The sequence below is a fragment of the Photobacterium sp. GB-1 genome, from assembly GCF_003026165.1.
GTDB lineage: Bacteria > Pseudomonadota > Gammaproteobacteria > Enterobacterales > Vibrionaceae > Photobacterium.
The window spans coordinates 108,053-121,819 of the sequence record NZ_PYOB01000011.1; the positions used below are offsets into that span (position 1 = coordinate 108,053).

At 40.8% G+C, this 13,767-nt stretch carries 14 protein-coding genes; all 14 read left to right on the plus strand.

Features of this window, described 5'->3' with window-relative positions:
- Window positions 1–562 precede the first annotated feature (562 nt).
- The 14 genes from C9J45_RS12610 to C9J45_RS12675 all read left to right on the plus strand — a co-directional run bounded on the left by C9J45_RS12610 (window position 563) and on the right by C9J45_RS12675 (window position 13,484).
- Window positions 563–1,363 (plus strand): OmpA family protein, encoded by an 801-nt coding sequence (locus C9J45_RS12610; protein WP_233217741.1) that lies wholly within the window; start codon window positions 563–565, stop codon window positions 1,361–1,363.
- Window positions 1,363–2,712, plus strand: a complete 1,350-nt coding sequence (locus C9J45_RS12615; RefSeq protein WP_107292599.1) for a sigma-54 dependent transcriptional regulator — start codon at window positions 1,363–1,365, stop codon at window positions 2,710–2,712. The genes C9J45_RS12610 and C9J45_RS12615 overlap by 1 nt, the downstream gene beginning before the upstream one ends.
- 12 nt (window positions 2,713–2,724) lie before the next feature.
- On the plus strand, window positions 2,725–3,096 hold the full coding sequence (locus C9J45_RS12620; RefSeq protein WP_107208381.1) for a flagellar hook-basal body complex protein FliE: 372 nt from the start codon (window positions 2,725–2,727) through the stop codon (window positions 3,094–3,096).
- A gap of 3 nt (window positions 3,097–3,099) precedes the next feature.
- Window positions 3,100–4,845: a flagellar basal-body MS-ring/collar protein FliF gene (gene fliF / locus C9J45_RS12625; RefSeq protein WP_107292600.1), complete on the plus strand. Its 1,746-nt coding sequence runs from the start codon at window positions 3,100–3,102 to the stop codon at window positions 4,843–4,845.
- On the plus strand, window positions 4,811–5,845 hold the full coding sequence (locus C9J45_RS12630; protein WP_107208383.1) for a flagellar motor switch protein FliG: 1,035 nt from the start codon (window positions 4,811–4,813) through the stop codon (window positions 5,843–5,845). Before fliF ends, C9J45_RS12630 begins: the two co-directional genes overlap by 35 nt.
- Window positions 5,845–6,642, plus strand: coding sequence for a flagellar assembly protein FliH (fliH, locus tag C9J45_RS12635; RefSeq protein ID WP_107208384.1), 798 nt, complete (start codon window positions 5,845–5,847; stop codon window positions 6,640–6,642). Before C9J45_RS12630 ends, fliH begins: the two co-directional genes overlap by 1 nt.
- Entirely contained in the window at window positions 6,620–7,969 is a 1,350-nt protein-coding gene (gene fliI, locus C9J45_RS12640; RefSeq protein WP_107292601.1) for a flagellar protein export ATPase FliI, read from the plus strand. The genes fliH and fliI overlap by 23 nt, the downstream gene beginning before the upstream one ends.
- 37 nt (window positions 7,970–8,006) lie before the next feature.
- Entirely contained in the window at window positions 8,007–8,450 is a 444-nt protein-coding gene (fliJ, locus tag C9J45_RS12645) for a flagellar export protein FliJ (protein WP_107208386.1), read from the plus strand.
- A gap of 388 nt (window positions 8,451–8,838) precedes the next feature.
- Window positions 8,839–10,053 carry a hypothetical protein gene (locus C9J45_RS12650; protein ID WP_107292602.1) on the plus strand — a complete coding sequence of 405 codons (1,215 nt, stop codon included), beginning with the start codon at window positions 8,839–8,841 and terminating at the stop codon, window positions 10,051–10,053.
- Between the two features lie 162 nt (window positions 10,054–10,215).
- Window positions 10,216–10,599 carry a GFA family protein gene (locus C9J45_RS12655; protein WP_107292603.1) on the plus strand — a complete coding sequence of 128 codons (384 nt, stop codon included), beginning with the start codon at window positions 10,216–10,218 and terminating at the stop codon, window positions 10,597–10,599.
- Between the two features lie 148 nt (window positions 10,600–10,747).
- Entirely contained in the window at window positions 10,748–11,152 is a 405-nt protein-coding gene (locus tag C9J45_RS12660) for a DUF1801 domain-containing protein (protein WP_107208389.1), read from the plus strand.
- 204 nt (window positions 11,153–11,356) lie between these two features.
- The gene (locus C9J45_RS12665; protein WP_199189326.1) at window positions 11,357–11,833 is read left to right on the plus strand and encodes a GNAT family N-acetyltransferase; all 477 of its coding nucleotides are present in this window, start codon (window positions 11,357–11,359) and stop codon (window positions 11,831–11,833) included.
- A gap of 554 nt (window positions 11,834–12,387) precedes the next feature.
- A complete protein-coding gene (locus C9J45_RS12670) occupies window positions 12,388–12,810 on the plus strand; it encodes a hypothetical protein (protein ID WP_107208391.1) in 423 nt (140 codons plus the stop codon).
- Window positions 12,811–12,854: 44 nt separating this feature from the next.
- The gene (locus C9J45_RS12675) at window positions 12,855–13,484 is read left to right on the plus strand and encodes a LysE family translocator (RefSeq protein WP_107208392.1); all 630 of its coding nucleotides are present in this window, start codon (window positions 12,855–12,857) and stop codon (window positions 13,482–13,484) included.
- Window positions 13,485–13,767: the final 283 nt, after the last annotated feature.

Below are 13,767 nucleotides of genomic sequence, written 5' to 3' on the forward strand. Positions count from 1 at the left end.
CATAGTTATCATAGTTAAGTGGGTAAAAACAAAGTGTAGTTGATGTTTATTCGTAATATATAAATATGTTTATCGCGTTTATAACTATGAAGATATAAATTAAAAATTTTTAAGAGCAAAAATGTGACTTTAGTTCATAGCATTAGTATTTGATGAAATAAAAATTGTTTTAATGTTTAAATTTAAAAAACTTCGATTATGATGAAGTTAAATCAAATGGAAGTGTGTTACTAAACTTATGATTAATAATGGAATAATATTAGACTTTAGTATGACATTAAATCGTTAATATAAACGTCAAAAAAATGCCCTTAAGAGCGTCAAATAATATTTATTCGACTTGTTTTCTATGGTTATTAAATAGATATATTCAAGCGTTAGAATATTAGGGTTAAATATAAAATCGCCATAAGATTTTTTGGCTATAATAAATCATGTGATTAATAGGTAGAGGTGAGTGCTTATTATGACACTCATAAAATATACAATTATATTTATATATTCGATTTTTATTTCTTTATTCTTTTCCATGAGTTCTGTCGCTAAAGAGTTATTTTTACCGATGGATCTTGTTTCGTGGGAATATAAAGGCGATAAATTTAGTTGTTCATTGAGTCAAACCATTAGCCAATTTGGGGCAATTACCTTTGTTGCGAAACCTAAGCAGCCACTTGGTATACAGGTACAAAGCTACCATGTAAAACCGCCTTATGAGCGTGCCATATTGAGCCAAGTACAGTCCCCTTGGGCATTGAATACCGCACCTATCACAGTCGATGAGGTGGATTTAGATAAAAAATCAGGACAAGTCTCTTTTTATACTGATATTGAGCTGTTACTTGAAGCCATGGCGCAAGGTAATTGGTTAGGAGTAAGGCTGTCATCGTCGAACCAAAACAACACGTTTGATGTAACAGTCCCTTCAGTGAATATGACGCAGGCTATGGCTGATTTTAATTTGTGTCGAGCCAAGTTACCTGCAATGGCATACCAAGATGCGAGAGACGTAGTATTGCAATTTAAGTTAGGTCAACGTGTGGTCAGTTCATCACAAAAACAAATCTTGGCTGATTTAGCGAGTTATTTAAAACATGACAAAAATGTCAAACGTGTATTGATTGATGGGCATACAGACAATGTTGGCTCCAATGTTGCCAATTTACAGATTTCAAAAATTCGTGCTGACGATGTAGCCAGCATTCTGCGTGAAAACGGTGTGCGTTCATCGCTGATGGAAATTCGCTCTCATGGTTCTCGCTATCCTGTTGCCAACAACAATACCCAAGATGGAAAAGCTAAAAATCGTCGCGTGACTATTCGCGCTATTCGCAAGGAAGATGCAGTAAAAAGGAAGGGTAGCTAATGCAGCCTAACAATATTCAATTAGTCGAGCCAAATTTAAGTGCAGCAAACCAAATTATTGCTGTGCTTGAAGGTAAAGGTTATAGCGTTAATCACTTCACTTCTGGACGTGCTGCGTTATATCAATCTCGCTCAGCTATTACTTTGGTCAGCTCGCATATCACAGATATCTCACTGACTGATTTTATTCGCCAATTCCATCAAAAAGCTGTCGCGACTCACCGTGCTTCCACACCTATTTCTATTGCTATTGTCGATCAAGCGCAAGGAATGATGGCGGCGGATGCAATGAAAGCAGGCGCAACCGATTATTTACTACGTCCTTTTGAATCTGAACAGTTACTTGGCTTACTCGCGCGCGTTGAAGCGCTAGATAAACCCTTAACCAATATCGTGGTGGAATCATGGCGTAGCAAGCAAGTGTTGCAGTTAGCACACCGTGCGGCAGGGACAAACGCGACCGTATTGATCACCGGTGAATCTGGCACCGGGAAAGAAGTATTAGCGCAATATGTGCACCAACATTCTTCGCGTTCAAATGCGCCTTTTGTTGCCGTTAACTGTGCCGCTATTCCTGAATCCATGCTCGAAGCAGTGTTGTTTGGTCATGTGAAAGGGGCGTTTACTGGCGCGACACAAACGCAAACCGGTAAATTTGAAGAAGCCAATGGGGGGACGATTTTATTAGATGAAATCGCTGAAATGTCACCCAGTCTTCAAGCTAAATTATTGCGTGTGTTGCAAGAGCGTGAAGTCGAAAAAGTGGGGAGTCATAAAACCGTTCCATTGGATATTCGCGTCATAGCGTCAACCAATAAAGATCTTCGTGTAGAAATTCAAAAAGGGACGTTCCGAGAAGATCTTTATTACCGTTTAGATGTGCTGCCGTTGCATTGGCCATCACTGCGAGATCGAAGCGCTGATATTCTTCCTCTGGCGCGATTTTTCATCAATAAATATCAAATGGGAAGTGCCTGCCAGTTGTCGGAAGATGCGTGTTTTGCACTGTCTAAATATCACTGGCCGGGCAATATCCGAGAGTTAGAAAATGTCATGCAACGAGCCTTGGTGATGCGTCATGGTGATTTCATTACCGCACAAGATTTAATGTTGCCAATTGATCCTAATGCTGCGCCATCTTTACCTCAAACGGAGGGGGGGAATGGTCGGGTAGAAGCGAAGAAAATGGCAGAGTTTCAATACATTATCAAAATTCTTAAACAATTCGGTGGTAACCGAACCAAGACGGCTCAGCAATTGGGCGTTACTACTCGCGCACTGCGTTACAAGTTAGCCGCGATGCGTGAACAGGGAATAGACATCGATGCTGTATTAGGTTCTGCGGCATAAAAGGAGAGTTAAATGAGCACAAATAATTCGCTACCGTCTGTATCATCTGAACAACTCATGCTTGATAAAATGCAGCAGATGCAGCAACGCACTCAAGCTGATTTCATCGTAAAACCTAATCTGATGCAGGTCGACGCAACCAATACACAGTTTGCCGCTTCGCCATTGTCATTTTCGCAAGCTATGACAGGTGTTTTAAACACCGTTAATCAACATCAAAAAATCGCCAGTGACAAAGTGACAGCGGTTGAATTGGGGAAAAGTGACGACTTAGTAGGCGCGATGGTAGCTAGCCAAAAAGCCAGTTTATCTTTTTCTGCCCTCATGCAAGTGCGTAATAAAGTGGTTGCGTCCTTTGAAGATGTTATGAAGATGCCGGTGTAACTTATGTCTGAAATCATTGCCCAACCATCGATGACAAATACGGCAACAGGTTCAACTGCGAGCAGTGGATTGTCGTCAAATCCGTATATTAATAACCTTAAAAATCTTTGGCATAGTAGTCAGCGCAATCTAGTTTTGTCTGCTGTACTTGCTGCGATTGTGGCTGCCATTATTGTGGTGGCACTATGGAGTTCAAGTCAAAATTACCGCCCGTTATATGGGCAGCAAGAACGTTTTGATAGCGGTGAAATCATCTCGGTATTAGAAACAGAAGGGATCCCTTACCGCCTACAAGAAGCCAACGGACAAGTGCTGGTGGCAGAAGGTGAGGTCGCAAAAATTAGGATGTTACTGGCAGCAAAAGGGATCAAAGCCAAGTTACCGACAGGGCTTGATTCATTAAAAGAAGATTCGTCGTTAGGCACCAGCCAGTTCATGGAAACCGCACGTTACCGTCATGGATTGGAAGGCGAGTTAGTGCGTACTATTATTGCCCTTGATGCTATTGCTAATGCCCGCGTTCACTTAGCCATTCCACGAAAAACCTTATTTGTTCGCCACAATGCGGAAGCGCCAACAGCGTCAGTAATGGTTGAGCTAAAACCGGGTGAAGATCTAAAAACTGAGCAAGTTGAAGCCATCATTAACCTTGTTACTGGCAGTGTGACAGGAATGAAGACAGAAAATGTGTCAGTTGTTGATCAGTATGGGCGTTTACTCAGTGCTGATATTGGCTCGACTGAAATGGGTAAAGTGAATGCTAAATACCTCGACTATCAGAAGAATCTCGAAAAGCAGGTGATCCAACGTGCCGCTGACATGCTAACGCCGATTGTCGGACCAAGTAATTACCGCGTGCAAGTCGCTGCTGATCTTGATTTTAGCCATGTCCAAGAAACCAAAGAGGTGGTTGATTCAACGCCTGTAGTGAAAAACGAGCACCGTATTGAAAATAACAGTATTGATAATATTGCTTTAGGTGTGCCGGGTTCATTAAGTAACAAGCCACCCGTTACTGGCGAAGAAGAGAACAAAGACAGTAAAAACACCAATGAACGAACGGAAATCAATCGTCAATATGCGTTAGGCAGCAGTGTTCGTCATACCCAATATCAACAAGGCAAATTAAATAAACTCAATGTCTCTGTGTTACTTAATTCTACCGCTGCACCAAATGGTAAAGCATGGACAGAAGCGGAAACACAGCAAATTAGCAATATGATCAAAGATGCGGTAGGGATCAGCGCTGCTCGTGGCGATAGTTTGAGTATTTTAAGTTTCAACTTCACACCGATTGCAATTGATGCGCCTCCTGCTATTCCGTGGTGGCAAGATCCAACCGTACAACAACCACTACGCTACATGATCGGCGGTATTCTCGGCTTGTCGATGATCTTCTTCGTGCTCAGACCGCTTATTAGCCATTTAACAGGATTAGATCGTCGCCGTGATGAGTTAACTTTTGCTGAAGAAGATATGGCGCACTCTTACGATGAAAGCCTGCAAACTCGCGAAGAGCAAGAACACGAAGAAACGTTAAATGAGCGTTTAGCCGCAAAAGGGATCAACGGGACGAATAACGCCTTTAATGCCAGCAATGATTTGTTGCCACCACAGGGCTCGCCATTAGAAATCCAACTTAAACACTTACAGCTTATTTCAACCGAAGAGCCAGAGCGTGTTGCTGAAGTCTTAAAACAATGGGTGAATGTTAATGAGTCAATCACAAACAAAAAATCAGACGGATAGTAAAACCCCTGCACTGACTTATGTTGATAAAACAGCCGTCGTATTGTTGGGAATGGGAGAAGATGCCGCCGCGGAGGTATTGAAGCACTTTACCCGTGATGAAGTGCAGCGTGTGACCCGTTCGATGGCGGCATTAAGTGGTATTCAAAGTGATAGTGCGAAAGGGGTAATTCAGCACTTTTTTGAAGATTTTCGTGCACACAGTGGTATTCGTGGCGCATCGAAAGAATACCTTTCAAATACTTTGCGTAAAGCGTTGGGTAATGATTTAGCAAAAGGATTACTTAATAATATTTACGGTGATGAATTACGTAACAACATGCAGCGATTGCAATGGGTGGATGCAGAATTATTGGCTAAATATGTTAGCCAAGAGCACCCACAAATGCAGGCGATATTCTTAGCCTATTTACCGCCAGAAACCTCATCGAAAGTGTTGGCGAAAATGCCAGTGGATTATCATGACGAGCTGCTATATCGCATCGCGCAACTTGATGAAATAGATCATGATGTTGCCGCTGACTTACATGATTTGATTGAACGTTGCATTGCTCATATGTCACAAGCGCAAAATGCACCTATTTTAGGAACTAAGCAAGTTGCCGATATTATCAACCGTTTCGAAGGTGATCGCGGCCAATTAATGGAATTACTCCGTTTGCATGATGAAGATATGGTGCACGAAATTGAAACCAATATGTTTGACTTTATGGTGCTTGGTCGCCAGAAAGAATCGACCATGGATAGATTGGTGCAAGAAATTCCTGTCGCGACGTGGGTGATTGCGTTAAAAGGTGCTGAGATCAGCTTACAACAAGCGATTAAACGTTCAATGCCACAGCGTATGGTGAAATCCCTAGAAGATGAAATGGCGCTAAAAGGTGCAGTACCTGTGAGTGAGGTAGAACGCGCCCGAACTGCCATTATGGATCAAGTGCGTGAGCTGGCAGAAAATGGTGAAATTGATCTTCAGCTCTATCAGGAAATGACGGTGGAGTAATGATGAAGAAAGTAAAAATACATCAGTTATCACCGGGGCAATATCGGCCTCATCGTTTTCCTCCTGTGGCAGAGCCAGTAAATCATGGTTTTAATGATGAATTAGGCGATGTTGATCCTGCGATTAATTGGCAAGACAGCCAGTTTGAATTACAACAAAAATTGGATGAAGGCTTTCAACAAGGGCTAAACAAAGGCTATGACGAAGGATTTAACCAAGGCGTTGTGCAAGGTCGTGATCAAGGTGTTATAGAAGGGCAAAAAGACGGTTTTCAACAAGGTTACGGACAAGGTGAACAAGCAGGGCGAGAGATCTTTAGCCAAGCAGTAAAACCAGTTGAGAAAATCTTGTTTGAATTAGAACAATGGCAACAAGAAAAAGACAAACAACAACGTCAGCTTATTTGCGACTTGGTACAAAAAGTGTCGCAACAGGTTATCCGCGCTGAACTGACATTGATGCCACAACAAATTCTCGCTCTAGTAGAAGAAGCATTGGATGCGATTCCGGGTAAAACAGAAAAAATCATCATTGAACTTAACCCACAAGATATTGATCGGATCCATACCATCAATAAGAGCTTACCTGAGTCTTGGAAGTTGATTGCTAATCCCACATTACCCGTCGGTGGCTGTCAGCTGATAACCGATAACGCAGAAGCCGATGTGGGGTGTGATGCGCGACTAGAAGCCTGTATCGAGAATGTGCAGCAACATTTAGTTGAGCAGAATCACCCGTTAGATACCCCAATCCGTGTTGAACAAGGAGATCAGCATGAATCGTCTTCAAGCGGATAGTTTAACCGCACTTGCCGCTCTTGATAGTGTGCCTATTGCACGGGTCACGGGGCGGTTAGTAAAAGTGAATGGCTTAATGCTACAAGCCGTGGGGTGTCGTTTTAAACTTGATCAACGTTGCTTAATCGTGGCTGATGATGGTGAGCAGATTGAAGCACAAGTGGTCGGTTTTGATCACAACATTGCGTATTTAATGCCAGTTCGCCAACTCGGTGGATTATACGCAGGTGCAAAGGTGATCCCGATGCAAGGTGGCAGTACAGTGAATGTGAGCCACAAGTGGATTGGACGAGTTGTTAATGGGTTAGGAGAGCCGCTAGATAATGGTGCACCGCTACAAGGTGGTGAGTGTTTATCGTTAGAACCAAAGCCTATTAACCCAATGAAACGCCAGCCAGTTGAATCACCATTAGATGTTGGTATCAAAGCGATTAATGGTTTACTGACTGTTGGTAAAGGTCAGCGCATTGGCTTAATGGCGGGCAGTGGCGTAGGTAAAAGTGTCTTGATGGGGATGATCACCAAATACACTGCCGCCGATATTATTGTGGTGGGGCTGATTGGTGAACGTGGTCGAGAAGTCCGTGAATTCATTGAGCGTAGCTTAGGTGAGGAAGGACGAAAACGTGCAGTGATCATCGCCGCGCCTGCTGATGAATCACCACTCATGCGTTTACGAGCGACCAAGCTTTGTCACCGCGTTGCCGAATACTTTCGTGATCAAGGCAAAGACGTATTACTACTGATGGACTCATTAACCCGATATGCGATGGCGCAGCGTGAAATTGCACTCGCACTAGGAGAGCCGCCAGCTTCTCGGGGTTATCCACCGTCAGTATTCAGTTTATTACCACAATTACTAGAACGTGCTGGTAACGGAGAGAATCCCAATGGCAGTTTAACTGCGATTTATACCGTGTTAGCAGAAGGGGACGATCAGCAAGATCCGGTAGTGGATTCTGCTCGCGCCATTTTAGATGGTCATATTGTGTTATCTCGCACATTGGCAGAGCAAGGGCATTATCCAGCCATTGATATTAATGCTTCCATCAGCCGATGTATGAGCAGTTGCACTGAGCAAGCCCATGTCACCGTTGCGAATCAATTTAGACAGTTAAATGCGAATTATCAGCAAGTAAAAGAGCTACTACCATTAGGTGGCTATCAACAAGGACAAGATCCTGAATTAGATCAAGCGGTAATGATGCAACCCCAGCTTAAACAGTTTTTGCAGCAGCCTGTAACTGAACACTGTGATTACCAAGCGAGCTTAACCCAATTAGCCAACTTGTTTTCAGTCAATCAATCCAGTCCGTCAGCACCATAGCCACATCGTGTTTTAGGAAATGGAGCAAGAATAAGCCATGAATTTGCCAGTCAAAGCTGTTGAGCAATTACAACGATTATCAGAGCAAAAGCGCGATAAACTCAGTGCTATTTACCAGCAGCAGCGCCGGCAAGTGGATAATTATCAGCAACAACTTCAGTTATTAAGCCAGCTAAAACAGCATTATATGGGGGCTGAACAAACACACGGCTCTGCGATTAACAGTGCGATGTTAAATAACAGCAATCAATTAACGTCACAGTTAACGACCATGATTGATCATCATCAGCATGAGCAAGCGATCATGAGTGCGGAATGTGATCACAGTGAGCAGCAATTACAAGCCAGTAATCAACAAGTTAAACGCTTTGAAGAAGTAAAAAAACGCTGGCTTGCCAAACAACAATACGAACAAGCCCGTAAAGAGCAAAAGCAATTAGAAGAGTTGATTAACTTGCGGCATAAAAAGCGGAAGGTCTGAAGTGCTCACTATAAGGAGATATTATTGAAAATGTATATGAGCTGCTAATCAACAAATTTAATACTTTGATTTCTAGTTATATCCTCTTTATCGCTTATTATTAAAAGTTTTTATCTCGTCAGCGATACTCCCCAATCGCATTTTATACCTCATTCTTACACTCTAAAAATGTAATCAATGACGATTAATTTTAATCACGCTCCCTAAATAACGCTTGAACCGTTGTGCAAAGTGCTGATTGATATATTTAACGGTTAGTATGCTAAGCAATGTTTCTAGTGAGCGAGTAATGCGATGGAGTGTACTGCTATCGTTATCGACTGTTGTCGCCAGATGGGTATGAGTATGGTTACGAACCATTAAATAACAATCATGTAAGGATACAACAATGATCAAAAATTATTTCAAACTAAAAAAAATATTTAGCTACATTGGTACCTTCTGTTTAATTACTGCAAGTAACTCGGCTACTGCATTCTATGATGCCTACCCTGAAAGTGAAGGACCTTATATTAGTGGCTCGGCATCTGAAAATTTTACGTGGTCAGGCGAAGATTTCTCAAGCTACCCTAATAGTCAGCAGCTAGAATGTTCGAATAATAAAAGCGCCATCGATCATTTTGATGTTACTTCAGGATGTTTACAGTCTAAATCTGTGGATAGTGGGAAGTTAGGTTGGACGAACGATAAAGTCTTTCGTGTCGTCGCGATAGGAAAAGACAGTAATGGCAATGAAATAAAGTACACCGACCAAACGAATCAATATACGGCGTACATTAAAGCATGGAAAAATTCCGGCACTATACCTGCTTGGTCTGGCTTACATGCGTTTGCTCGTTACCAAACATCTGATGATTTATATGTAGGCTCTATTCGTTATGACGGTAATGTAACGATTAAAGTAAAATACCAAGGTTCATACACTACTCTGGCTCAAACCAAATTAAGCAATGGCGTTAAAAACTACCTTAATACAGAGGGGAAGCTTGCCGCTGGTCAATGGTATGACATTCACTTTTCTGTGGTAGGTAATAAATTAACGTTGGCCCTAGATGGTGTCGAATTATTGTCGGTAAACAATGATTTATTAACTGAGGGTACTATCGGTATCCGCACCGATAACCTATCTGCTTACCTTGATGATTGGCAGTTGCTATCGAGTAATTCAACAGTTATTGATCCCCCAACAGATCCTGAAATACCCACTGCTCCCGAAACACCAGCACAGGTCGTTGAATTTATCCCCGGAAAAACCAAAGCCATCAATGGTGAGATCTATTCGTATGATGGGCAGTGTTATCAAGCCAAAAATAGCCCTGGCAGTTGGGAGGTTCCAAGTAACGCGTCATGGTTTTGGGATGCGGTTGAATGCATAGATAATCCTTCGCCACCCACTGATCCTGAACTACCGACAGAGCCGGTACCGCCAACAGATCCTCTACCACCAACAACTGCTGTTGAGTTCATACCGGGTTCAACAAAGGTTAAAAATGGAGATACAGTGACTTATAACAATATTTGTTATCAGGCAAAGAACAATCCGGGTAGCTGGGAAATTCCAAGTTCAACGTCTTGGTTTTGGACTGTGGTGAGTTGTCCATAATCCACAGTAATATAAGCATTAAACCTCAGTCTCACATTAAGACTGAGGTTTATTTACAGCAAAGTCTAAATGTCTTTCACAAGCCCAATAATGTACTTACAACTACTTCACTACACAATAAACTTGGTCGTTCTGTTGGTGCATCGACATGGTGATTAAATAATGGAAATTAAAGAAATTCATATTGCAAAATGTCACTGTGGTGATGTTGAGTTAGAGCTGACCATGCCAAATGGATTAGAAGATCCTCGTCGTTGTTCATGTTCTATGTGTCGAAAACGTGGTGCCATCGCTGCTTCTGTATTACTTGAAAACCTAAAGATAATAAAGGGAGAAGATAACTTGACCCTTTATCAATTCAATACAAAGACGGCTAAACATTACTTCTGTAAGACTTGCGGTATCTATACTCATCATCAAAGACGTTCTAATCCCCATCAATTTGCAATCAATGTTGCATGTCTTGATGGCGTTAATCCTTATGATTTGGAGCCCGTCAAAATTTACGATGGGATCAATCACCCAAAAGATACGATCAACTTGTAACTGCAAACATTTATGCGTGTTATAGGAAAGTGTATAAGATTACACTCCAATACATTGTTTTAGTGACACTTTAGTGCTTAAAGTAATGGGGTAGTGCTGCCCATCTTTTAATTAAGCGTGATATGTTCTTATTTATAGGAGCAAACGAATGGATTTAAGTGTTAAACAAAAATTTGAAACGTATCCTGATGAAGTAACAGAGTCTCTCTTAGTTATTCGTTCACTTATCATAAATACAGCAAATGAACATGGGATTGCTGATTTAATCGAAACACTAAAGTGGGGAGAGCCAAGTTATATTTCTAAAATTGGAAGCACTATTAGATATGACTGGAAACCCAAATCCCCAAATGAATATCGTATTTACTTCCACTGCCAAACAACCTTAGTTGATACCTTTAAAGAGGTATACGGAAATACCTTTGAGTACGAAGGTAATCGGGCATTAATATTTAAGCTTGGCGACCATGTTCCAACGAAAGAGTTGTCACACTGCATATCTATGGCATTACGCTACAAAAAGATAAAACACCTTGATTTGTTAGGTGCTTAGAACATATAACAAAGTAATTAAACAAAGATAATACGTTGTGGGCTTGTTTCTATTGTCGGTTAACAGGCTATAAAATTAGTTGCGTTAAATTATATATAGCCTGAACAAGTTGATATTAATTTGCCCACGCACATTCTTACGTTTGAACTTTAGATTAATTAGTTACTGTATTGAGAATTCTGTGAATACCGAGGGAGAAGTTTAGTGATCACAATAAGGAAAGCAACTCAAGCAGATGCGGTTTTAATTCATGCGTTGAGAAGCCGCGCAATCTTAGATAAATGCTCAGCGTACTACAGTAAAGAACAGCTTTCATTGTGGACTGATGGGGGAGTGTCTGACGGATTCATTCAAGATGTGCTGGAAACTTTCTATGTTTCTGTCACTGATGGGCGAGTTATTGGTAGTGGTAAACTCAATATTGAAACCGGTATGGTTGATGCTATTTTTGTTGATCCTGAGTACTGTGGAATAGGTGCGGCAAAGCAGATGCTTACTTTTTTGGAAAACTTGGCTAAAGAAAACGGCCTATTGTTGCTGAAATTAGAATCCACGATAAATGCGGCGCCTTTCTATCGTTCATATGGGTTTATAGGGGAGAAACTATCTACCTATCATTCACCAAGAGGCATTAGTTTGGATTGTATTCCAATGCAAAAGCCACTGGTAAAGCACGTTTAATAAACTCATTTTTGCCCCCAAATGGCTTGAGGTAATTCATTTACCACAAATTACGGTTGTGGTAACTCTTCTACCACAACTTACCACTAATTGAGATACCATCAAAAGCATGTCAGTCCAATGGGCTAGTTCTCTTGGCTAGCTCATATCAGCCCCAAAGTTACTTAGAACAAATACTCATTCATATTATGATAACGTGATTTTGTATTAGCTTTGTTTACTGTGTATATAAACAGTTTAATGACACGTGGTGATTTTATCGCATGAGTTCTGTTTTTAATAAGAAATATTTCTTGTTAAAAAAGGAATAAAATCCATAACCGATTGAAAATTAATTAATTTAACATTCTATATTGTATTAAATAAGACTGATTAAATACATTTCTTACTTTTTACACCCTCTTTTGAATCGGTAAATGTAAGAAATTGCTAGCAAGTTCATAATATGCAACGATTATATCGAGTATGGTAAAGGTATTTCATAAGTATATTTTTGCGCGAAAGTAAGAATGCTTATTAATATACTGTTATGTGTAGATTGAGGATTTAGAGAATTGAGAAGCACAGTATTAAAGAATATCCGTCAGCGTTCCAAATCGCTGCTTGAATTAGTTGAGTCTCTTGAGCCCTCACTGCTTGAGGTACAATTAGATGTGCCAAAGAGTAAATCAATTGGTGAGCACATGTGGTGTATTGTAGGTGCAAGAGAAAGTTACGCACGTTCACTCTTAGTTGGTAAGTGGGACGGTTTTACTTGCTCTCTTGAAAATACTAACAACCTACTTGATATCGTAGCAAAGCTAAAGTCTTCAGAGGTCAAGTTCGAAGAAGCGGTTACTACCATAAAGAGTTGGACAGAGGAGAGAGATGATTTATTAGTTGACTTACTTGAGCATGAATCAATGCACGAAGGGCAGTTGATTAGGCATGTTTATGCCCTTAAGCAAGAAGTGCCAAAGTCAGTAAAATGGGCGTAAACACATATCCTTATCTGTTATATGCACCTCGGAGTATTGTCGTAATGGAAATAAACACCTTAGTATTGTTTGTAATTGCAGCTCTATCTATAAACCTGATACCTGGGCCTGATGTAATTTACATTGTAACGAATACAATGAAAGGGAAAATGAAGTCAGGTATTAAAGCTTCACTGGGTTTAGGTGTTGGTTATTTGATTCATACATTAGCTGCTGTTTTAGGTCTTTCTGCATTAATTCTTAGTTCTGCATTTTTATTTGCGATAATCAAGTATTTAGGTGCGGCTTACTTACTCTATCTTGGCGTAATATCAATTATTAATTGTTACCGTAACAATTCTAAAATTTGTGTGGAAATTTCAGATGAAAAACAAAGTAATGTTTTCAAGCAAGGCGCCATCGTTAGTGTATTAAACCCTAAAGTCGCAATGTTCTTTTTAGCATTCCTGCCTCAGTTTATTGATCCAACGGGAGTTAATGCTACAAGCGAGTTGCTGACTTTAGGTTTGTTATTTAGTCTGTTAGCAACATGTTGTAACTTGTTCTATGCCAGTTTAGGAAGTATTTTGTTTAGTAGTCCTAAAGCTCAGAAATACTCAAGAACACTTGAAGGAGTATCAGGTACAATCTTAATTGGTTTAAGTGCAAAGATAGCCTTAAGCAGCAATAAATAGTGCATATAACAAGGCAATTAAACGGACAAAAACAGTTGGCTTTTGTTCGTACCTCACAATTTTTAGCCAACTGTTTGTTTACCGCTTATTGCGGCGTTATCCCTACCTTTCCTAATACTTACCAGCCAGAATAGAGCTAAGTACGTAACACACTTTTGTCCGTGCGACCTGAAGTCGTATGAAGCGTTGTTCACCGCTTTATGAGTGAACCGTCTGTATCACCAGATGAACCTACGAGCCTGAATAAAGCAGCGGCTCGGACAATGTAACGAAACTTGGCCGT

Bases quoted from the DNA above. Each gene is read 5' to 3' on its own strand.
- C9J45_RS12655 (WP_107292603.1), top strand. From the start codon at position 10,216: ATGGAAATTAAAGAAATTCATATTGCAAAATGTCACTGTGGTGATGTT.
- fliH (WP_107208384.1), top strand. From the start codon at position 5,845: ATGATGAAGAAAGTAAAAATACATCAGTTATCACCGGGGCAATATCGG.
- C9J45_RS12630 (WP_107208383.1), top strand. From the start codon at position 4,811: ATGAGTCAATCACAAACAAAAAATCAGACGGATAGTAAAACCCCTGCA.
- C9J45_RS12650 (WP_107292602.1), top strand. From the start codon at position 8,839: ATGATCAAAAATTATTTCAAACTAAAAAAAATATTTAGCTACATTGGT.
- fliJ (WP_107208386.1), top strand. From the start codon at position 8,007: ATGAATTTGCCAGTCAAAGCTGTTGAGCAATTACAACGATTATCAGAG.
- C9J45_RS12615 (WP_107292599.1), top strand. From the start codon at position 1,363: ATGCAGCCTAACAATATTCAATTAGTCGAGCCAAATTTAAGTGCAGCA.
- C9J45_RS12610 (WP_233217741.1), top strand. From the start codon at position 563: ATGGATCTTGTTTCGTGGGAATATAAAGGCGATAAATTTAGTTGTTCA.
- C9J45_RS12620 (WP_107208381.1), top strand. From the start codon at position 2,725: ATGAGCACAAATAATTCGCTACCGTCTGTATCATCTGAACAACTCATG.
- C9J45_RS12675 (WP_107208392.1), top strand. From the start codon at position 12,855: ATGGAAATAAACACCTTAGTATTGTTTGTAATTGCAGCTCTATCTATA.
- fliF (WP_107292600.1), top strand. From the start codon at position 3,100: ATGTCTGAAATCATTGCCCAACCATCGATGACAAATACGGCAACAGGT.
- C9J45_RS12660 (WP_107208389.1), top strand. From the start codon at position 10,748: ATGGATTTAAGTGTTAAACAAAAATTTGAAACGTATCCTGATGAAGTA.
- fliI (WP_107292601.1), top strand. From the start codon at position 6,620: ATGAATCGTCTTCAAGCGGATAGTTTAACCGCACTTGCCGCTCTTGAT.